The organism is Pseudoalteromonas shioyasakiensis (genome assembly GCF_022398475.1).
GTDB lineage: Bacteria > Pseudomonadota > Gammaproteobacteria > Enterobacterales > Alteromonadaceae > Pseudoalteromonas.
In genome coordinates this window covers 1-20,916 of record NZ_JAKEVM010000044.1, presented here as the reverse complement: position 1 = coordinate 20,916, position 20,916 = coordinate 1, and the positions used below count along the sequence as shown (strand labels likewise).

Sequence of the window (20,916 nt, the reverse complement as noted above, 5' to 3'; positions counted from 1 at the left end):
TCTCTTATTCATAGACTTCGACTATTGTAGCCTTTAGGGGGTAAAAACAAAACGTCAATCTTGTTCGAACCAATAACTTTCCTGCTCTCGCGCAAATTCTAAGCGATATTTATCTTCGTAAAATTTTATGCGTATATGGCCATTCTCTGCCGTCGATAACTGCTTTATATGGTGTTGGTTATAACGATTTACAACCTCAGGATGAGGAAAGTGCCATTGCCCTTGATAAGCAGATGAATGGATGACCACTTCAGGGTTTACTGCACCTATAAATTCATAACTTGAAGAGGTATTACTACCATGATGGGGGCTTATTAAAATAGTCGCTCCTAAATCCATCCCCTCTTCAACAAGCTTAGTTTCTGCCGCTGCAGATATATCCCCAGTCAATAACACTGAATAATTAAAACCCGTTACTTTTAATAAACACGACTGATCATTACGACTTACATTTTCCACCTTTGCTGTAAAACTTCTGATATTAAGCTCATCAGGCTTGAGTGTTGTTGTTTTGCACTTATTTCCCAGCCCCTGAGGATGAAAAGTAGCTAGGGTGTGTTGATAGCCTGCCATTTGCCAACTTGTTAAACCGCCAGAATGGTCGTTATCTAAGTGGCTTATTATTGTTGCGATAATAGATAACTGTTGTTTATTGATGTTGTTGAGTAATACACGGCGTACATAATCATAACGGCCAAAGTACTGTGGCCCTAAATCATAAATTATCGCTTTGTTTTTGTGGCTTACCATCACCATTAATCCATGCCCTACATCAAACACATCTAACTGAAACTTAGCTTCTGGCTGTAATTCACTATCAACTGCATATACACAAACAGGAATTAAGCACACATATTTATTTGGGCTAAAGTACAACAGCAGAAGTGTTATGTAACTTATGATCAATAATGAAAAACTAAACTCATTGAGCGAGAACCAACGCCAGTCATTAGGGATAGAAAGTAGTAATTGATAGCCATAATACAGCGCACTGTCGACGAGTGATAACAAACCAGAAATATCCAGTAGGCTAGAAACCAAACTATAAAAAATTAAGAAAGGCAATAACAGCACACCAACCAAGGGCACAGCAATAAGGTTAATCAATAAACCTATGACACTAGTGCCTGAGAAGTAATATAAGGATAGAGGCAGTAAACCGACAAATAAAGCGCACTGAACTTTCAGTAGCTGTGCAAATCGCTTTAAAAAACCAAGTGACAAATTAACTGTGTTTTTAGTCAGTAGAAATATGATCGTAACGGCCAAAAAACTGAAATAGAGCCCGGGGTTCAAAAGTGCAAATGGGTCTATAAACAACACAACACTCAAGGCGTACAAAATTGAACGCCAACGCACTGGGTTTTTCCCTAGGTTATAAATAACAAGGTAACAGCCTAACATCAGCAGCGCTCGGCTTGCGGAAACTATAAAATCACTTAAGTAGACATAGACGAACGAGCAACAGAACCCTACAAAAACAAATAACTTATTTAATTGAATTGATTGTCTTACGCGTAAATGACTCACTCTTAACAGCCACTTACTACTATAAAAGCCGACTGCAAAGATAAGTCCGATATGAAGACCTGAAATAGCAAGCAGATGCGACAAACCTAATTCACGTAAGTGTTTTCTATCTTCATAGCTTATTTTACTTTTGTCACCGGTTAAAAGCGCATAATAAAGCCATTGTAATTGGGTGCTTGCCGTGACTTTTTCAATATATGTGCGGTAGCTCACTCGAAGGGAGTCATATCGATGATGATTTAAATAGCTTATCTCCCCTACGCTTCGGCCTTTATAAAATACTCGCTCAAGTAATGCTTGCCGTTCTCTATCAAAACTATAGAAATTTTTTACCGATCTGTAAGGTTTAAGTTTGAGTTCTGCGCTTAATTCATCTCCACTAGTAACAGGTTTATCTGAAGTAATGCTTAGCATTGCATTAGGAGCAGGTCGCATGCTTGTAGGGCAAGATTCAATATTTTTTAGACTTGCTTTAATGTAATAAGGGCTTTGTTCACTGTAAGTTTCAACTACCTCAAATCGAACTAATCGGCTTTGTTGATAATCGATTTGACAGTTAGAGATAGAGTAAAAGATGATGTAATGAAAAATCACTACTAAAATAGCGCAAATAAACCCTGACAATAGAGTTAAAAAAGGCTTAAAATAGGCACCTGCTAGCAATACAGCAAAACTCATTATATAAAACGCCGCAGTGCCAAATGTATATAGGGTGAAAAAACAGCCTATGACAAAGCCGCTGCATAACCAAATAGATGTAAATGGTTGCTTTAAATGGCTAAGAAAACGATCCAACGCTTTTTACCTGATCATAATAAGGTAAAAGAACACAAGTATTTAAGAATTTTTGGTCGTTTATTGCATGATGCCAATTTATGGCACTTAAATAGACGCTCAGCACGCGGTGCATTTGCGGTTGGTTTATTTTTTGCGTTCATCCCTGTTCCTTTTCAAATGGTTCTTGCAGCCGCCCTGGCTATTCCATTTCGAGTAAATTTACCGATTTCTGTTGCAACAGTGTGGATCACTAACCCACTAACCATGCCTCCTATTTTCTATTGTTCATATATTGTAGGCACGATTGCCCTTGCTCAACCACAACAGCATTTTCAATTTGAACCAAGCTGGCAATGGTTTATAGATAGCCTTACAACTATCGGCCCTGCGTTTTTAGTTGGCTCATTCATTTGTGCAACAGCTGCGGCAATCATTGGTTATTTTGGTACCGACATGCTTTGGAAACGCTCAGTCCGTAAAGCATGGATACACCGCCATAAAAAATAACTGATTTCAGTATAGACAAAAAACCCAGCTTGAAGCTGGGTTTTTTATTTCTTGCAAGAAAGCTATTTGCTTTGCATAAAGCTCTCTAATTATTACTTCTTACGAAATACACGACGTGCTGCTGCAAATGGTAATAGCAATAATGCATACCAAGGGAAGCTTGCTGATTGACGCTCGTATTGTTCAATCTCTTCTGCAGGACACTCTTCAACAGAACCATCAATTGGTGTTAACTTAACAGCCACTGCGACACTTTCATATTCGATATTGCCATTAACATCGACTACAACATTACCGAATGAATCTGTCTTTTCAACAGTTTTAGTCGCAACACCGAAGATTTCATTATTGTTGTTAATTGATTTCGCTTCAGCAACCGTGTATTTAAAGCGAGTCTCACCATCTTCTTCATAACAAGGTAATAAATCGTTTAAGTTAACAACTGAATCTTCACCGGTGGTGTACATGAAACCTTCACGACGACGGGTAGAAGTATTGTATATATCTGTTTCGCCCTCACCAACAATAATACCATTGTCATTGATATCGTTAGCTAATGAACTTGAGCTTGAGAAGTAATCAGTTGGGAAAACAACGCTATCGCTATTTTTATCGTAGTAGAAAAATTTTGTACGCGTTGTACCGTCGATACGCTTGCTCGCGTAGCCAACAATAACATCATCATTATTTACCGCTAAAGGCTGACCCGAAATCCAATCATCCTCTTGGTCGATAAATTCTTTTACTTCACCATTTTCGAAAATAACAGGCATAGTAATACGTGTGCTATTACTCTTGTAACGCACATCAGACGTACCAACCACTAAACCATTTTCGTTGATTGCAATTGCATTGCTACGGAACGCGAAATCTTCATCATCTTCAGGCGTTAAACCTAAGCCATACATTTCTGTATTGGTGATGTTTAGATTAGTGTCTAATGTCCACTTAACAGCACGTTTATTATAAATACCCGTTGAATAAGTACGGTTGTACGCTTCAACACAGTCTGAAACTGGTTCATCTTCGCCATCACAGTTATCAGTAATATCATCCAGTGGATCAACCGCAATATCCGTTGAAACAGTACCTACAACTTCGTAACCATTAGCTGTTTTGATAATGTCATTTGCCGAGCTAATACCGCCGTAATCATCAAACTCTGGTGCAAGTTCAACTTTCACACCGTCTTCGGTAATAACAATTGCACGGCTAATGAAGTCTCTTAAAAAGTGGGTTTCTTCTTCATCTTCATCTGTTTGAGTGAACGATGTTTTTTCGTAAGGTGCACTGCCCCAACCAACCATTACACCGTCATCTGTTACAGCATTTAGTAAGTTAGAAGTCGAGCGTGTTAAGCCGTCAAAATCAAGAGACTGTTCATCAAATAAAACTTGCTCTGAAGCACCTTCAGATGTGTAAAGCGTTGCAATTGCACTTGATAATTTTTGATATTCAGAGTCAGTTGAACGACCTGTTAAAAAACTTACCATAAATGCATGAGCATCGGCATTTGTATTTACCGCATCGTTATTCTCAATATCATCAAGCGTGAATGTAATTTCTTTATCAATGAGTTCATACTGCTTTTTAGCTGTATCATAAGAATCTTTGATCGACGAATCTGTAAAATCGATATAAGAGACATCAACGGGTAATTTGTAAAGGCCATTTGCTAAGCCTATGATGTGACCGTTTTCACTAACATCTGTTACGTAGTTAAATTTAGCGCCATCAATTCCACCTAATTCTTCTAATTTATAGGTTGCGCTTATCGCTGAGGTACTTAGGGTGGCTAAAATACTGGCAGCGAGTAATTTGTATTTCATTTTAATCCTTACTACTGATTCTTTAAATCTTCGAGTTCTTCCCAGCGCTCAAAAGCGACTTCAAGCTCAGACTCTAACTCGGCTAAATGGTTCAATGCTTCTGTTGTAATTGCAGCATCTTGCTTAAAAAAGTCAGGGTCATTAACCACAACTTGCTGAGCGTCTAACGCTTTTTCAAGTTGTTCCACTTTACTGGGTAATTCTTCTAATTCAAGTTTTAATTTGTAAGAGAGTTTATTACTTTTCTTTGGTGTTTTATCTTGGCTAACAACGGCCGGCTTTTCTTGCTTAATTTGTTGCTGTTGTTGTTTTTCTTGCTCAGCTAAATGAGCTGCATACGCTTCATAGTCGCTATAACCACCAACAATGTCGGTGATCTTGCCGTTACCTTCAAATGCCCATACAGAATTACAGGTATTATCAATAAATTCACGGTCATGGCTTACAATCAGTACAGTGCCCTGATATTGGTTAATGATCTCTTCTAAAAGCTCTAAAGTTTCAATATCGAGGTCATTGGTTGGCTCATCGAGAACAATAATGTTAGATGGCTTTAAAAATAACTTTGCTAATAATAAGCGGTTTTTCTCACCACCTGAAAGCGCTTTTACTGGCGTACGCGCTCTTGCCGGTGGAAATAAGAAGTCTTGTAAGTAACCTAGTACATGACGTGAGCGCCCGCCCATCATCACTTCTTGCTTACCTTCAGCTACGTTATCTTGTACTGTGGCTTCTTCATCAAGCTTTTGACGATACTGGTCAAAATAAGCAAACTCTAAGTTAACACCTTGCTTAACACTGCCGCTATCAGGTGTTAAGTCACCAAATAAAATTTTAAGCAGTGTTGTTTTACCAATACCATTTGGCCCAACAAGGCCAACACGATCGCCACGCATAACAAGGGTTGAAAAGTCTTTTGCGATGACTTTATCTTTAAATGCATGACAGATGTTTTTCGCTTCGAATACTAATTTACCCGAACGATCCGCTGTTTCAATATTGAAATCAGTTTTACCGACTTGATCAACACGCTGCTTACGCTCTTTACGTAACTCTTTTAAAGCACGTACACGGCCTTCATTACGCGTTCTACGTGCTTTAATACCTTGGCGGATCCACGCTTCTTCTTCTGCTAAGCGCTTATCAAATAATGCGTTTTGTGTTTCTTCTACTTTTAGATCATGCGCTTTTTGTTCAAGATATGTCGCATAATCGCCAGGGTATGAAACCAGCTTACCACGGTCTAAATCAAGAATACGGGTTGCAACTGCTCGAATGAATGCACGGTCGTGAGAAATAAAAACGATGCCGCCTTTAAACTCTTTTAAAAATTGCTCAAGCCAAATAACACTACTCATATCTAAGTGGTTGGTAGGCTCATCAAGTAGCAGTAAATCAGGTTCACTAACCAAGGCTCGTGCAAGAGCAACTTTACGTAGCCAACCACCCGATAATGATTCAAGCTTGGCTTCTGGGTCTAGCTCTAAGCGAGATAAAACGAGCTGAATACGGGTATCAAAACGCCAGCCATCAACGGTTTCTAATTGATTAGATAAACGCTCTAATTTGTTAAGCAATTTATCGTTATAGTCTGTTTGCATTTGATTACTAACTTGGTGATATTCTATCAGTAAGTTAGCAATGTCAGGCATGCCCTGCGCGACATAATCAAATACTGAGCCTGCCGCCCCTTTTGGTGGATCTTGCTCTAAACGTGAAATGCGAATACCGCCTAATTGGTTGATTTCACCATCATCCAATGTCACTTGGCCATCAAGCACTTTTAATAGTGTTGATTTACCTGCACCGTTTCGACCAACGATACAAACGCGCTCACCTGACTCAATAACGGCATCGGCATCATCTAGTAGCGGATGCGTACCATAAGCGAGTTGAGCTTTGGCTATTCTGATTAAATCCATCGTGATTACTACTCTTATTCTTTATTATCAGCAATAAATTGCGCTAATTGCTCAGCATCAAAAGGCCAAAATAATTTCTTGCCTTGATGAGATTCCACAACCGGAATACTGGTTTGGTAAAGTTCAATCAGCTGTTCACTGTCCATAATATCTTTTGCTACAAACGAAGCGTTTGTAGCAATTAATAATTCATCGGCCATTTCACACAGATGACAGCCATCAGTGTGGTACAGGGTAAAGTTAGCCATGGGTAATAAGCCAGCTATTATGAATTTGCTTATTACGTTTAAAATCTGGTGATAAAGTCTTGTCAGAAATGTTTTCTGCTTTTAAACCCAGACCCATTAGCCCTACTTCATCCATGCTAAAGCCACGCTTATTATTTGAGAATATAAGCGTACCGTTAGGGCTTAAAATTTTCTTAACCCAGGTAAGTAGTTTGATATGGTCGCGTTGTACATCAAACGCATCTTTCATACGTTTTGAGTTTGAGAACGTCGGTGGATCTAAGAAAATTAAATCATATTGGCCTTGTGCATACTCAAGCCACTTCAAGCAGTCTGCTTGCTCAAAACGATAACGGGTATTACTGATATCATTCAGAGCAAAGTTTTCTTGCGCCCACTTTAAGTAGGTTTTTGACATATCAACCGTGGTAATGGCTTTAGCACCACCCACAGCAGCATGCACAGATGCGCTGCCTGTATAAGCAAACAAGTTTAAGAAACGTTTGCCTTGTGCGTTTTGTTGGATATAACGACGAGCTAATCGGTGATCTAAGAACAAACCAGTATCTAAATAATCAAATAAGTTTACTTTGAATTTAGCGCCAAACTCTTCCACTACTTGAGTACGATTTTGTTTTGCTACCTTGGTATATTGCTCTTCACCTTTTTGCTTTTTACGCACTTTAACTGCAATATTTTCTGGTGCTATATTTAACTGCTCAGCGGTCAAGCTGATCACATCTTGCAAACGTTTTTGAGCCGTATTGTCATCGATTTCTTTCGGTGCAGCATATTCAAAAATAACCGCTGAATCATCGTATACATCTACAGCTACGTTATATTCTGGAATATCCGCATCATAAACACGGTAGCAGCTTACTTCATTTTGCTTTAACCAGTTCTTTAAATTTTGCTTATTTTTCTTTAAACGGTTTGCAAAGGCTGTTGAACCTTCAAAATTAAGAGCCGGCTTATCTTCTTTGCTAAGTTCTACTTGTTTATCGTCAAGTTGGTAAAGATTTAATACAACATCTAACGGGCCATTTTTAAACTTATAGCGTTTTAACTTAACTAACTTTAATAACTTAAATAAGCTTTCGTCAGTGCCAAGTAAAGCAAGTTTCCAATGATTAAAGTGCTTTTTGAAGCCAACACCTAAGCTACGGTGTAAGTTAACCAGCTCAGCCATTGAGCCTAAACGTTCACCATAAGGTAAGTTTGAAATCACCACACCAGGTAGTTTCGCAACTGGGGTTAACTTAGTGGCATCGCTTTGTTTAAACTTAATCACATTACCAAGGTCAGCACGCTCTGCGTTTTCTTGAGCTTTTGAAATCACACTGGCGTCAATATCATGGCCAATAAGCCAAAGTTTAGGATCTGTAATTTGTGCAGTTAGTTCTGCTTTTAATTCTTTGTATTTTTGAATTCGGAAACTAGGCAGGCGCTCAAAGGCAAAACCTTCACGGAATAAGCCCGGCGCTTCATTGCGTGCCATGCTTGCAGCTTCAATTAAAATGGTACCAGAGCCACAACATGGATCGAATAAAGGTTGCTGTACGTTTTCAAGCCAACCACTTCGTTTCACAAGGGCTGCAGCTAAATGCTCTTTAATCGGCGCTTTGCCTTGATCTTGACGATAACCACGCTCAGATAAACGCGGGCCAGAATAATCGATATAAAGCGCAACACCTTGACGGTTCAACCTTGCTACAACACGTACATTGGCATTGTATTTATCAACATCAGGACGTTGCTCGAATAAATCCGCGAAGTAATCAACAATCGCATCTTTTACAACTAGACCTGAAAATTGCGTATTTTTTAAATCGTTATTAGTACCAGTAAAATCAACAGCAAAGGTTTGTTTAGGACCAAACCACTCCTGCCAAGGCTGTAAGCGTGCAAATTGATAAAGGCTGTCTTTGTCTTTTACGCCTTCTTTTTCTTCTATCAGCATCATGATACGAGTCGCAAAACGGCTCGATAAACAAATCTTTTGTGCTAATAAGCTATCTGCTTCAAAACGTACAGAGCCCACGGTTTGTTTTGAGACTTCTGCACCGAGTGCTGTAAGCTCATCAACAAGTAAATTTTCTATTCCGATAGAAGTAAGTGCGATAAATTGCAAAGTAAAAACCCTTAAATGCTAATTGCGCAGGATTATAGCATAGCTTGGCGAACAAAAACGCCAACATTTGCAGGGATAGTAGGGCGGGTTGACTTTTTTTGATTAATTTTGCAGCAGTGTGTTTGGTATTTTGGCAAGGCAGAGCCTATGTAGTGTGATTGTTTCCCATAAATATGCGATAACGCAGCATAAATGCCAAACACGCGCTGCCCTTCGGGTTCTTCCTAGGGGCGATTAACTCTTTGTTGCTCGATTTTTACTTAGCCCACTAGGTTACAAATCTCGCGCCGCGATTAAATCGCCCCTAGAGTGAACAAATTTTAATTCACAAAGGTCAACACGCCCTAGGCAGATTTAAACTGTTTTTGTTGAATATAAACAGGATGGATACGGTTATTTAAAACCTTAATAGCCTCAAACTGTTCAAGAGAAAGGTTTTCGTCTAATTGAAAGTGTTGGCTTAGGTTAATACACACTGAGGCTTCGCTTGAGTGGTCAACAATTAAAAACTCACCTTCTTGTGCCTGTGAGCACAATTTCACTACAGCTTCGACACTCGGCTGACTGCCATTATACTCATCAAAGAACCAACTTTTTGCAAGTACTGGCTTTAAATGAAATTTGACCGCAGTGGCATTTAGCGCGATTTGGCAAAGCTCTGCAGGGTTCCATAGTGAGAAAGTTTCGAGGTATTGATAAACTTGCTGATAAAATGCAGCATCTTCAAGGCTAAAGTTAGGCTCTTGTAAAACAGCATCGGTGAGTTGGCGAAGTTTGTAAGGCGTGCACAGTTGCATATCTTGGTCTAGGTCAACCAAAAGACGATTATTTTTTGCACAAGCAAGCCATTTCCATTGCTTAGATGCTTGTAACATGTCTCCTCCCTAACGAATAAATACTGTGCGCATAATCACAAATTATAACTAAAGCAGACCATTAATAAAATGATTTCTTAGAACATTTTATTAATGATCAATTGCTTAGATAACTGATCCTTATAAGCTATTTAGGATCGTTTTTACCAATTCTGGGCCTTTATAAATGAAACCAGTGTAAACTTGTACAAGGTCTGCACCTGCTGCAAATTTTTCTTTTGCCGAATCAGCATCATCGATGCCACCCACACCAATGATAGGTAGTTTACCTTCGGTTAAACGCTTAAGTTCACTAACCACGTGGGTTGAACGCTGACGCACAGGCTGGCCTGATAAACCACCCGCTTCATTTGCATACTGTTGACCTTGTACCATTGCACGTTCAAGTGTGGTGTTTGTAGCAATAACACCATCGATCTTATTGTTGATCAATGACTCACTAACTTGGCCAATTTGTACTTCATCAAGATCAGGGGCGATCTTAACTAGCATAGGCACTTGCTTGTTATGTTTGGCCACTAGATCAAGTTGTTCATTCTTTAAGCTTTGCAATAAGTCATCAAGCGCTTCGCCGTATTGTAAATCACGAAGACCTGGGGTATTCGGTGAAGAAATATTTACTGTGATATACGATGCATGCTCAAATACTTTACGCATACAGTGAATGTAATCATCTTTACCCTGTTCGTTTGGTGTATCTTTATTTTTACCAATATTAATACCTAGAATACCGTCGTATTTCGCTGCTTTAACATTGTTAACTAGGTTATCAACGCCCTTATTGTTAAAGCCCATGCGGTTAATAATCGCATTTGATTCAGGTAAGCGGAAAATACGCGGCTTGTCATTACCCGCTTGAGGACGTGGTGTAACAGTACCTACTTCAACAAAACCAAAACCCATTTGCGAAAATGCATCAATACACTCGGCATTTTTATCTAAGCCTGCCGCTAAACCTACTGGATTTTTAAACTCTAAACCTAAAAAGTTAACGGGTTTATTAGGGACAGATTGAGACCACGCAGCACTCAATGGCGTATGAGCAAATCGGCGTAAATTATTAAGTGCAAATTCATGAGCCCACTCCGCATCACGGGTAAACATAAAACGGCGAGCTAGATCATAAAACATGGTTTGTTCCTTAGGTAAAAATAAACAAGGTAGCCGTTTGTAAACGGACCATTGCAAATTAAGGGCAAAAAAATACCCCAGCGAGCTGGGGTATGTATTTTAACGACTTTTCACTTATTTGGAAGTGTCACAGTTGTGGCTTAACAACATTAGTTCACGAAGTGCCACTGAGAACTTCGCAAAATCATGGCTTTGCGATGTTTTGAACTCAGATAGCATCTGCTTCCAACGTTGTAATAGTAGATCTTGGTTATCCATCCACTCATCAATTTGTGCATCAATGTCTTTGCTGTCTGCAGCAAAGCTATTAAGTACCACAGCTGATAATGTACGTTGTTGCCAATCTAGCTCTTCACGGTAAGAAGCACGAGCAAGTGCTTGCCAGTGGTTCGCAACTGGTTGGTTGGTGATTTGGTCAAGGAACCAATGTAAGCCCATACGCGCACCTAGCTTGAAGTAGGTGTTAGAAACCATATCAATGCTACGCTCTGAATTGTTAGCGATTTCAGCTAAGTCCATTACAGAGAATAAGCTTGATAGTGACACAATACGTGTTGCAAGTGCTTTTGGTACATTGCTGTCAATTAGCTTATCTGCCGCTTTAACTAGGCGCTCGCTTTCTTTTTCAACCATGTAGCTGTTTAAGTTTTCACTTAAATCAGCAAATGTTGGTGCAAAGAACTCAATTGCTTGCTCAATCGTTTGTGCTTTATTGCGATGACGTAAGAACCAACGTGTTGCACGACGAACCGTACGACGTAATTGATATAGCATTTCTGTTTGTACAGCTGCTGGGATCTTATTATCAAGTGCAACAATTGATGACCATGTTTCTGGCATCTCGAACACTTCTTTTGCGATTGAGTAGCAAAGTGCGATTTCAGCTTCGTTAGCACCTGTTTCTTCGTGCATACGAACCATAAAGTTAAGACCCATATCGTTAACGATGTTGTTTGCAAGTTTCGTTGCGATAATCTCTTTACGAAGTGGGTGGTTATCCATTGCATCGTTGAACTTCTCACGAAGTGGCACTGGGAACGACTTAACTAATAACTGACGGTAGTAAGGGTTTTCAGTGATTTCATCAACCACTAGAGACTCTTTAAGAACCATCTTCGCGTAAGAAACAAGTACAGAAAGCTCTGGACGAGTTAAATCTTTACCCGCTGCTGCTCGCTCTGCAAGCTCTTCATCCGTTGGAATGAACTCGATTGCACGGTTAAGCTTGCCATCTTTTTCAAGGGCATGGATGAAACGTACTTTTTCTTTAAGCGTTGACGTACCTTTTGATTGAGTAATCGATAAGGTATGCGTTTGACGGTAACAATCTTTTAATACTAACTCAGACACTTCATCAGTCATTGAATAAAGTAACTCATCACGCTGTTTACGTGTTAAGTCACCTTCAGCAACTAGGCCATTAAGTAAGATTTTGATGTTTACTTCGTTATCTGAACACGCAACACCACCTACGTTATCGATGAAGTCAGTGTTAACGCGACCGCCTTTAGCCGCAAATTCGATACGACCTAATTGAGTCGCACCTAAGTTACCGCCCTCACCTAGGATCTTCGCACCAAGCTCAGAACCGTTAATACGAAGTGCATCATTCGCGCGGTCACCCACATCAGCATCAGTCTCTTTAGAGTTCTTGATGTAAGTACCGATACCACCATTCCAAAGTAAATCAAACTCCATCATTAGAGCTGCTTTGATTAACTCGTTAGGTGTCATACTCGCTTTCTTAGTGCCAAGCATTTTCTTCATTTCTGGGCTTAAGCTAATTGATTTAGCCGCACGAGAGAAAATACCACCACCTTGAGAAATGAGGTCTTTGTTGTAATCTTCCCAAGAAGAACGCGGTAGATTAAATAAACGCTCACGCTCTGGGTAAGATGTCGCTGCATCTGGGTTTGGATCAACAAAGATGTGCATGTGGTTAAACGCTACTTGTAAGCGAATATGCTTAGAAAGCAACATACCATTACCAAATACGTCACCCGCCATGTCGCCGATTGCCACCACAGTGAAATCAGTTGTTTGACAGTCAATGTCCATTTCACGGAAATGACGCTTAACAGATTCCCACGCACCTTTTGCAGTGATACCCATTTTCTTGTGGTCGTAACCTACTGAGCCACCTGATGCGAATGCATCACCTAGCCAGAAGTTATATTCATTTGCGATGCCGTTAGCGATATCAGAGAAAGTCGCAGTACCCTTATCGGCAGCAACAACTAAATACGGGTCATCTTCATCATGACGAACAACATTAACTGGTGGAACAATCTCACCACGTTCAATGTTATCTGTGATATCTAATAAACCACGGATGAAAATCTTGTAACACTCTTGGCCTTCTTTGAAGAATGCTTCACGGTCTGTCGGTAGCTGTTTACATACGAAACCACCTTTCGAACCTACTGGTACGATAACCGTGTTTTTAACTTGTTGCGCTTTAACAAGACCCAGTACTTCAGTACGGAAGTCTTCACGACGATCAGACCAACGTAAACCACCACGAGCGACTTTACCACCACGTAAATGAACGCCTTCAACGCGCGGCGAGTATACAAAGATCTCAAACGCAGGCAGTGGTAATGGCATTTCAGGGATCATAGAAGGCTGAACTTTGAACGATACGTATGACTTAAATTGGCCGTCCGCTTCTTTTTGGAAGAAGTTCGTTCTAAGTGTTGCATTGATCATATCAACGTATAAACGGATGATACGGTCATCATCTAGGTTTGCTACGTTTTCTAGTTCAAGGTTAACTTGTGCTACTAGCTTCTCAAGTGTCTTTTCACTACCTGGGTTCTTAACTGAGAACTTTTTAGTGAATAAGTTAACGATTTGCGATGCAATGTGTGGGTAATTTGCAAATGTGCTTTCGATGTAAGTTTGCGAAAAAGTTACACCAATTTGACGCATGTATTTAGCGTAGGCACGAAGAATAGACGCTTCACGACCTGTTAAGCCACCCATTAATACTAAACGGTTGAAACCATCATTTTCTAAACGGTTATTCCACACGTTCGTTAATGCAGCACGGAAACGCGCTGACACTTTATCAAAGTCAGCAATGCCCTTGTTGTCAATTAGCATGGTGAAATCCATGATCCAATTAACTTTACCGTCAGTTGTTTTCACTGAGTAAGGTGTTTCACCTACTACGCGTAAACCAAAGTTTTCTAACATCGGCATTACGTCAGATAAGTGAATTGGCACATCTTTATGGAATAAGCTTAAACGAACAACATTTGTGTTTGCTTCTTCTTGTGGACGGTAGAACAACATCTCAAGTTTGTTCTCGTCGTTTAGAAGTTCTAGCTTTTCAATATCAACAACCGCTGCACTTGGTAAAACCTGGTCTTTATACGCACTTGCAAACGCTTGTGCATATTTACGGTTTAGTTCTTTACCGCGTGCTTCACCTGCGCTTTCAAGTAGTGCAGATTGGAGTCTATCTTCCCAAGTACGGGCAGCTTCAATTAGGTTGTTTTCGATGTCTTTCACGTTATATTCAATATTATTGTCAGTCACACGCACCGTGTAATGTGTACGGGCTAATGTTGACTCAGAGAAGAAAGTAGTAAATTCGACTTTGTCGTCAGAATTAAATGCATTGGCTAAGATACGTTGCGTTTCACGACGTAGTGCCGTGTTATAGCGCTCACGCGGAACATATACCATGCAAGAGAAGAAACGGCCATATGCGTCTTTACGCACAAAAATACGGCACATATCACGCTCTTGTACTTGTAATACGCCCATGGCAACTTCAAGTAGTTCAGCTTCACGTGCTTGCACAAGCTCATCACGTGGATACGTTTCTAAAATATTTAATACCGCTTTGTATGCATGGGTGCCTTTAGCAAAGTCACACATTTCCATAATGCGGTTAATCTTACTTTTCAGTACAGGTACATCAGCGGCGCTGTTGTTGTAAAAGCTTGATGAGAATAAACCAAGGAAGCGATCTTCACCAATTACATTGCCCTCATCATCAAAACGCTTAATACCCACGTAGTCGATGTATGCAGGTCGATGTACACGAGACACTGAATTTGTTTTCGTTAAAATTAATAAGTTACTGCTACGCGCTTCTTGGCGCGCTACTTCAGGTAACTCAGAAAGTAAGCGGCTATGCTCTTCGTCTGTGTTTTTCATTAGACCAAGGCTAGTGCCCTTTTTACCTTTTAACTGGTAATCACCTTGCACTGGCGAAAGTTCATATTCACGGTAACCCATTAGCGTAAAGTTATCTTTAGCTAACCAGTCTAAAAACTCTACCGTTTCTGCAACTTCGCTTTCGTTATTATTATGGTGGCGTTTAGGTAAGTCTTTCGTTACCGCAATTAGCTTTTCACGAATTGGCTGCCAATCTTCTACAGCGATAGAGACGTCAACTAACACAGACTCAAGTTCTTTTTTGAAAGACTCAATTACTTTTGCATCTGTTTGACGATCAATTTCGATAAAGAACACAGTTTTTGTCGACGTTGATTCTTGCTCTGCTTTTAAGCTTGAAATACCGGTGATTTTAGCATTTTTATCACGTTGGATTTTCAGCGGAGAGTGAAGTAATAAGTGAGAAGCGATGTTTGCGCGGGTCATGGCCATACGCACAGAATCAACGAGGAAAGGCATGTCTTTCGCGATGATTTCAACAATAGTGTGCGATGACTGCCAGCCATCTTTTGCTACTTCAGGATTGAAAACACGGACAACCGCGTCATCAGAATTATTTTTTTCTAGCGAGTTCCATAGGCTTAGTGCAGCGCCATATAAGTCACTATCGTTGCGATGAGCCAAATCCTCTTTAGACATATTGCTGTACAAGGCTTTGGCGAATTTCTCAACGAGTAACACATTATCAGCGTGAACTTTTTTCTGGATCAGCTTACAGACATTATCTAAGATAACCGAGGCTTGCCCTTCATTTCGTGTCATTGTATGTTCCTTAATCTATACTACTTATCGATTAGTAGAATATTTGTACAGCCATTTATTAGCGTGGAGTCAGGTAAATTCTAACTCTTTTACAGCTAATAAACAGCCTTTTCGATGAAATCATTTTAAGCTTTTCAGCTATTTGGTCATCTATTCACAAAATATAGATATAAATGGCCATTACTGGCCATATTGGAGCACAATTATTCACATTATTTTTTCTGGTCAGTCCAGAGGAAGCTACCAATAGCAGGTAAAAGAAGTACTGCACCCAACATGTTAACCAAAAACATGAAGGTTAGCAGAATACCCATATCCACTTGGAACTTCAGATCAGAGAAAATCCATGTGCTAACACCAATGGCTAAGGTAATACCTGTGAACAGCACTGCACTACCACGCTCTGCTAATGCATTACGATAAGCCACTTCGAGTGCCACACCTTGTTTTAGCTGCCCCATCATTGATGAAAGTATGTAAATCCCGTAATCGACACCAATACCAACACCTAAAGCGATAACTGGTAATGTCGACACTGTTAAACCTATTTCAAGTTGTACCATCAACGCTTGCGCTAAGGTTGATACGATGTACAGAGGTAATACAACCGCGACCGTTGCCTTAACACTTCTAAAGCTAATTAAGCATAGCAGGATTACGGCGCCGTAAACGTAAAGCATCATAGGTAGCTGTGCAGCCGATACCGATTCGTTCGTTGCAGCCATTACACCGACAGGGCCTGACGCCAGCTTAAACTTTAATTCATCGGTTTCTTCAGCCTTAGCAAACTCTTTAACTTTAGCTACCACATGGTCAATTGTTTCTGCTTTGTGGTCATTCAAGAAAATAATCACAGGCATTACAGAGCAGTTTCCATCGAGTAAACCTGAGCTTGTTTCAACCCGTGAAGTAGCTTGCACTAAACTTGCCGTATTGCGCGGCAAGCTTTGCCATTTTAAGTTACCTTCGTTGAAGCCGGCGTTCACAGATTGCGCAACTGAGCTTAAGCTCACAGCCGATTGTACCCCTGCAACGTTTTCCATCTGCCATTGGAAACGACTAATACGCTCCATAACATCATGCTCAGTACACGCAGCAGGATACGCTTCTACAATCACTTTTAGGATATCTGATGAAATGGTGTATTTATCAGAAATCAAAAAGGTGTCTTGGTTATAGCGGGCATCTTGGTGCAAAGATGGCGCACCAGCATGTAAGTCACCAATACGCATTTTGTCAGCTTGCCAGTAACCCACTGCAAATAACACAGCCGTAAAGACGATAATAAAACCTGCTGTTTTACGATCAGTCGCTTTTACTAATAGCTCGCGTAACTTGTCTAGTAGATTTGGTTTGTCTGTGTGAGTACCTGCTTGAATATGCACAGAGCCTTCAAAACGCATGTACGATGCCCATACAGGTAATAAAATTAAGTTGGTRAAAATAATTACCGCCACACCTAAACTTGCTGTGATAGCAAGTTCACGAATAATACCAATATCAATGGTGAGTAAGGTTAAAAAACCAATTGTGTCTGATAGCAGTGCAATACCACCTGGGATCAGAAGTGCTCTAAAGCTTGCCTGACAACAAACCCGAGTTGAACTACCCGTAGACACTTTTTTGCCAATGTCATTGATCATTTGCACGCCATGGCTTACACCAATCGCAAACACTAAAAACGGCACTAAAATTGACATAGGGTCTAAACCAAAGCCTAAGCTTGAAAGCAAGCCTAACTGCCAAACAACAGCAATGATTGAACAGGCAATTGGTAAAATAGTCAGTTTTAAAGAATGGCAGAACAGCCAAACCATTACGAATGTGAAAGCAATGGCAATAGCAAAAAATAACAGTACCCCTTTAGCACCCTCTGCTACATCCCCTGCCATTTTCGCAAAACCGATAATATGAATACTGACCTTGTCAGTACTTAGCGGTTCACGAACTTGTGTTTCTAGCTTTTCTGCAAACGCTAAAGTATCTAGTTTTTCTTGTGTTTGTGGATCAGTTTCAAGTAGCTGGGCGGTTACCATCGCACACGAGTAGTCACTGGCAATCATACGGCCAACGACTTTTGCTTTTTCGATGTTTTCTTTTACAACCGCAAGACCACGTTTATCAGCGGTAAAGTTTGCCGGAATAATTGGACCGCCAGCAAAACCATCTTCAACCACTTCAACAAAGCGCGCACTCGGTGCGAAGATTGAATTAACTAACGGGCGATTTACACCCGGAATAAAGTAAAGCTGATCATGAACTGCTTTAAGTTGGGTGAAAAATTCCTCATTAAAAATATCACCATCTGCATCACAGACAGAAATCAAAATGCTGTTTGCTCCACCAAACTGTTTTTCATGTTTGGTGTAAACTTTCATGTAGTCATGATTAAGCGGAATATTTTTATTAAACGACGCGTCTAATTGTATTTGTGTTGCTTTGAATAATAAGAAACAGGTGATCAAAGCAAAGGAAATAATTGCGAATAAGCGATGACGAAACACCGCTCTTTCTAAAATATCTAAAAAACCACGCATTACGGATTCAACTCCTTCACTTTAATGCCATTTTCTGAAGCCATAACTAGTTTGTCTTGAAACACAACACCATCAAGTAACGATTTACCATCGGCCATTTGTTGTTCTGTTAATTGGCCATTCTCAATTTGGAAAATCACTCCGCTGTTGGCAAATAATAACCACTGGTTGTTGTATTTAATCGCGCTATTCACGGTTGCATAATTGTCGTGTGGTATTTGTTGCCATTGATCACTGCCGGCTTGTCGAGTGAAAATGTTGCCTCGAAGGCCTGCAACTAGATCTTCACCACCTTGATCTGCAGTTGACGCAAACGTAAAGAAAGAGCCCATATAGATCTCTTCAAGACGCTGCCAGGTTTGACCATTGTCGAAACTTTGTGCCATTAAACCCATTTCACCGGCTAGAAATAGACTCTCCTCAGTTTTAACGATGCGATTAAAATGTGGCAGTATTGAAGCTGTTTCAATTTCATAGCCTTCTGGGTCACTGTCTTTTAAATCATTGAGGTATTCACGGTCTTCTTCAAATAACAGGCTATCTAAAAAACGCTTCTGCCAAGTTTGGCCACCATCGTTAGTTTCAAAAAACATTCCATATGCACCGACTGCATAGCCATGTTGTTCAGTAGTAAATAAAATATCTAAACATGGCTTATCCATGTTTGGTAAAGATTGCTGTAACTGCCAGGTTTTTCCTGCATCTACAGTATTAATGATGGTTGCATCATGACCACATGCCCAGCCTAAATCGTTATTATAAAAATCAACCGCTGTTAGCAGCACTTGAGTAGGCACACTGGCTTGTTGCCAAGTTTGAGCGTCTGTACTTGTGATAACCACACCGTGTTTACCAACTGCAATGAGATTTGGGCCAGCTAGTTCAATGTCGGTGAGAAGAGTTTTGTTTGCGTTAACAGCGCTAATCGCTTGTTGCGGCATAGGCATGTCTTGAGCAAAACATGAAGCACTATAAGCAAGACAGGCATAAAGCAAATACTTCATAAAGATAAATCGCCTTCGAAAAAATAAAAAGAGAAGTCAAAAAAGCCACTGAGAAATCTATTGCGTTACTGATGACTTACGCGAATTGCAAAAGGCACCTGGGGTCAGGTGCCTTAATTTGATTAACGACCTTCGCGGCGTAATGCGCTTGAAGTAAACTCGTTATCGTTGAATGATTGTGAGAAATCATACATTTTTTCTTGGTTGTCTAAACCAATTGCTAAATAACGACGAGAGTTAAGGTCATGGTAAACTTCTAACGTACTCCAATGAGTTGGTACTTCATAGTAGTTAAGACCATGCGCCATCGCTACACGATACATTTGATCACGGTTATCATAGATATCCGTTACATGAACTTGCCAGCTATCTTCATCAATATAGAAAACACGTTTTTTATAGATATGACGCGTGCCCTCTTTCAGGTTCGCTTCAACAACCCAAACACGGTGTTTTTCATAACGAACATGTTCAGGATTGATATGACCTGCTTGCAGAATATCGTCGTAGCTTAGTTTGTCACTGTGAAGCTTATAGCTGTTATAAGGAATATAAAGCTCTTGCTTACCTTTTAATGTCCAGTTGTAACGATTTGGAGAACCGTTGAACATATCAAAGTCATCAGTTGTACGTAAGCTATCTGCAGCTGTTCCCGGTGCATCATAGGCAACATTAGGTGCACGACGAACACGACGCTGACCTGAGTTGTATGTCCATGCTTGGCGTGGCGTTAAGATTTGGTCCATTGTTTCATGAACTAGTAACGCAGTACCAGCAAGACGCGCTGGCTCAGTTACTTTTTGCTTAAACTTAAACAAGATATTAGATTCTTGTAGCTTTTCAGGCGTTGCTTCAGGTGATGAATACTCAACTAACAGTTGCTCATCAAAACCTACATAGTTATATGAACCAGATGCTGTCGGTGCAGCTTGGCCACCAGAACGCTCAATTGATAAACCACGGAAACGTAATAAGTGGTTCCAAATCGCTTCTAAGCCATCTTTAGGGATTGGGAACGGAACACCCACAGCGGTATTTTTAATACCGTTACCGCCCTCTACTAACTCAGCTGTCGTTGCATATTTTTTAGTTGCATCATATACAAACTGAGGATACGACGCGCTACGACGTGTTGGATAGATGTTCATCTTAAACGTATCAGGATAAGTATTGAATAATTCAATTTGACCTGGGCTTAAGAAATCTTTGTAGTCAGCTACATTCGATTTATCAATCGTGAATAAGATTTTATCATCAGCATACGGATCAGGATGATGCATTCCCGGTTTATAACCTGCAGGTGGTGTTGTGATACCACCATCCCAAGCTGGGATAGAACCGTCTTTATTCGCAGCTTTTTCTGCGCCAATAGGTGTTAAATCTTTACCTAAACGTGCCGCTTCATCAGCGGTAATTTTTGCAAGTACACTTGAGCTTGCGAAAACGCCACAAAATGCTGCTGCAATGAGGGTAGGTTTTCTAATAATCATAAT

12 protein-coding genes are annotated in these 20,916 nt (G+C 40.2%); 1 reads left to right on the top strand and 11 read right to left on the bottom strand.

Translation table 11 applies throughout. From position 1 onward, the window contains the following. Positions 1-54: 54 nt before the first annotated feature. Positions 55-2,208, bottom strand: coding sequence for a DNA internalization-related competence protein ComEC/Rec2 (locus tag L1D51_RS09935; protein ID WP_239963581.1), 2,154 nt, complete (start codon positions 2,206-2,208; stop codon positions 55-57). Positions 2,209-2,304: 96 nt separating this feature from the next. On the opposite strand from L1D51_RS09935, the gene L1D51_RS09930 reads away from it, so the two are divergent. Further along, positions 2,305-2,814, top strand: a complete 510-nt coding sequence (locus L1D51_RS09930) for a DUF2062 domain-containing protein (RefSeq protein ID WP_054561579.1) — start codon at positions 2,305-2,307, stop codon at positions 2,812-2,814. Between the two features lie 92 nt (positions 2,815-2,906). Here L1D51_RS09930 and L1D51_RS09925 read toward each other — a convergent pair whose 3' ends face one another. From L1D51_RS09925 to L1D51_RS09880, 10 genes are all read right to left on the bottom strand, one after another. Continuing rightward, complete coding sequence (locus L1D51_RS09925; RefSeq protein WP_239963580.1) at positions 2,907-4,643, bottom strand: DUF3466 family protein; 1,737 nt, start codon at positions 4,641-4,643, stop codon at positions 2,907-2,909. 11 nt (positions 4,644-4,654) lie between these two features. Beyond that, positions 4,655-6,565: an ATP-binding cassette ATPase Uup gene (gene uup / locus L1D51_RS09920; protein ID WP_055197265.1), complete on the bottom strand. Its 1,911-nt coding sequence runs from the start codon at positions 6,563-6,565 to the stop codon at positions 4,655-4,657. 14 nt (positions 6,566-6,579) lie between these two features. Further along, positions 6,580-6,813, bottom strand: a complete 234-nt coding sequence (locus L1D51_RS09915) for a glutaredoxin family protein (protein ID WP_054561582.1) — start codon at positions 6,811-6,813, stop codon at positions 6,580-6,582. Then, positions 6,806-8,923 carry a bifunctional 23S rRNA (guanine(2069)-N(7))-methyltransferase RlmK/23S rRNA (guanine(2445)-N(2))-methyltransferase RlmL gene (gene rlmKL / locus L1D51_RS09910; protein WP_055022165.1) on the bottom strand — a complete coding sequence of 706 codons (2,118 nt, stop codon included), beginning with the start codon at positions 8,921-8,923 and terminating at the stop codon, positions 6,806-6,808. The genes L1D51_RS09915 and rlmKL overlap by 8 nt, the downstream gene beginning before the upstream one ends. A 344-nt stretch (positions 8,924-9,267) precedes the next feature. Further along, positions 9,268-9,798 carry a cell division protein ZapC domain-containing protein gene (locus L1D51_RS09905; RefSeq protein WP_239963579.1) on the bottom strand — a complete coding sequence of 177 codons (531 nt, stop codon included), beginning with the start codon at positions 9,796-9,798 and terminating at the stop codon, positions 9,268-9,270. 120 nt (positions 9,799-9,918) lie between these two features. Then, on the bottom strand, positions 9,919-10,929 hold the full coding sequence (gene pyrD, locus L1D51_RS09900; protein ID WP_054561585.1) for a quinone-dependent dihydroorotate dehydrogenase: 1,011 nt from the start codon (positions 10,927-10,929) through the stop codon (positions 9,919-9,921). Between the two features lie 114 nt (positions 10,930-11,043). Then, entirely contained in the window at positions 11,044-15,882 is a 4,839-nt protein-coding gene (locus L1D51_RS09895; protein WP_054561586.1) for an NAD-glutamate dehydrogenase, read from the bottom strand. Between the two features lie 212 nt (positions 15,883-16,094). Beyond that, positions 16,095-18,419: an efflux RND transporter permease subunit gene (locus L1D51_RS09890; RefSeq protein WP_054551390.1), complete on the bottom strand. Its 2,325-nt coding sequence runs from the start codon at positions 18,417-18,419 to the stop codon at positions 16,095-16,097. Continuing rightward, positions 18,419-19,423, bottom strand: a complete 1,005-nt coding sequence (locus tag L1D51_RS09885) for a WD40/YVTN/BNR-like repeat-containing protein (RefSeq protein WP_055198767.1) — start codon at positions 19,421-19,423, stop codon at positions 18,419-18,421. Before L1D51_RS09885 ends, L1D51_RS09890 begins: the two co-directional genes overlap by 1 nt. Before the next feature lie 122 nt (positions 19,424-19,545). Further along, positions 19,546-20,910, bottom strand: a complete 1,365-nt coding sequence (locus L1D51_RS09880; RefSeq protein ID WP_239963585.1) for a DUF1329 domain-containing protein — start codon at positions 20,908-20,910, stop codon at positions 19,546-19,548. Positions 20,911-20,916: the final 6 nt, after the last annotated feature.

Excerpts from the sequence above, each read along its gene's own strand:
- L1D51_RS09930 (WP_054561579.1), top strand. The coding sequence starts at position 2,305 with ATGGCTAAGAAAACGATCCAACGCTTTTTACCTGATCATAATAAGGTA.
- pyrD (WP_054561585.1), bottom strand. The coding sequence starts at position 10,929 with ATGTTTTATGATCTAGCTCGCCGTTTTATGTTTACCCGTGATGCGGAG.
- L1D51_RS09885 (WP_055198767.1), bottom strand. The coding sequence starts at position 19,423 with ATGAAGTATTTGCTTTATGCCTGTCTTGCTTATAGTGCTTCATGTTTT.
- L1D51_RS09915 (WP_054561582.1), bottom strand. The coding sequence starts at position 6,813 with ATGGCTAACTTTACCCTGTACCACACTGATGGCTGTCATCTGTGTGAA.
- L1D51_RS09925 (WP_239963580.1), bottom strand. The coding sequence starts at position 4,643 with ATGAAATACAAATTACTCGCTGCCAGTATTTTAGCCACCCTAAGTACC.
- uup (WP_055197265.1), bottom strand. The coding sequence starts at position 6,565 with ATGGATTTAATCAGAATAGCCAAAGCTCAACTCGCTTATGGTACGCAT.
- L1D51_RS09895 (WP_054561586.1), bottom strand. The coding sequence starts at position 15,882 with ATGACACGAAATGAAGGGCAAGCCTCGGTTATCTTAGATAATGTCTGT.
- L1D51_RS09905 (WP_239963579.1), bottom strand. The coding sequence starts at position 9,798 with ATGTTACAAGCATCTAAGCAATGGAAATGGCTTGCTTGTGCAAAAAAT.
- L1D51_RS09935 (WP_239963581.1), bottom strand. The coding sequence starts at position 2,208 with ATGAGTTTTGCTGTATTGCTAGCAGGTGCCTATTTTAAGCCTTTTTTA.